Raw genomic sequence first — 1,295 nt, 5'->3', positions numbered from 1 at the left:
CCATCGCGGGTGGTCCCAGCATCACCAATACGGGCATTGATGCGGGCAACACCACCATCACCAATGTTGCGCCAGGTGTTAACGGCACGGATGCGGTGAATGTTGATCAGCTAACCGACGTTAGTGATGTGGCCAACAAAGGCTGGGATCTGACGGCCAATGGTGAAGCCACTGGCGAAAATATCGCCCCCGGTGAAACCGCTGATTTTAGCGAAGGCAAGAACATTGCGATTACCCGTACAAGTAACAGCATTGAAGTTGCAACTGCGGATGATGTCGAGTTCACGAATGTGGAGGTGACTGAGAACCTGAACGTCGCGGGCGATACGAATATCGCAGGTGACACTATCATTGGTGGCAGCACTACCATTAATGAAAACCTGACGGTGGAAGGCACCACCCAACTGGGCGACAACTTCTTCGTTAACAATGAAGGTAATGTCACCTATGAGGGTGACATCACCGAAGGCGACCACATCACCAACAAGACCTATGTCGATGGTTTGGGCGACGACCTCGTTGCCGAAGGCCTCAACTTCGCGGGTAACGACGGTGTTGTGATCCACAAAGACCTGGGTGAGCAGCTCAACATCGTTGGCGGCATGACCGATCTGACGGCAGATGCTGCCTCGGCCGAGAACCTACGTACGGTTCAGAACGCAGAAGGCGATCTTGAAGTCCAGCTGTCGAAAAACCTGACCAACCTGGAAAGCGTCGACTCGACCACGGTCAACGTCACCGAAGAACTGACGGTGGCCAACAACACCACTATCAATGAAGGTGGCATTACCACCAACAACGTCGATATCACCGAAAACCTCACGGTGGCAGGTGAGACCCAACTAGGCGACAACTTCTTCGTAACTAACGAAGGCAATGTCACCTACGATGGCGATATCACCGAAGGCAACCACATCACCAACAAGACCTATGTCGATGGTTTGGGCGACGACCTCGTTGCCGAAGGCCTCAACTTCGCGGGTAACGACGGTGTTGTGATCCACAAAGACCTGGGTGAGCAGCTCAACATCGTTGGCGGCATGACCGATCTGACGGCAGATGCTGCCTCGGCCGAGAACCTACGTACGGTTCAGAACGCAGAAGGCGATCTTGAAGTCCAGCTGTCGAAAAACCTGACCAACCTGGAAAGCGTCGACTCGACCACGGTCAACGTCACCGAAGAACTGACGGTGGCCAACAACACCACTATCAATGAAGGTGGCATTACCACCAACAACGTCGATATCACCGAAAACCTCACGGTGGCAGGTGAGACCCAACTAGGCGACAACTTC

At 53.7% G+C, this 1,295-nt stretch carries 1 pseudogene; it reads left to right on the top strand.

Annotated elements, in window-relative coordinates:
- A pseudogene (locus CEK60_RS15310) lies at window positions 1-1,295 on the top strand (hypothetical protein); the annotation flags it as partial.

This window comes from Halomonas sp. N3-2A (assembly GCF_002216165.1).
In the GTDB taxonomy this organism is placed as follows: domain Bacteria; phylum Pseudomonadota; class Gammaproteobacteria; order Pseudomonadales; family Halomonadaceae; genus Vreelandella.
Note: the sequence above shows the minus strand (reverse complement) of the source record. Positions and strands in the feature narration are given on the sequence as shown.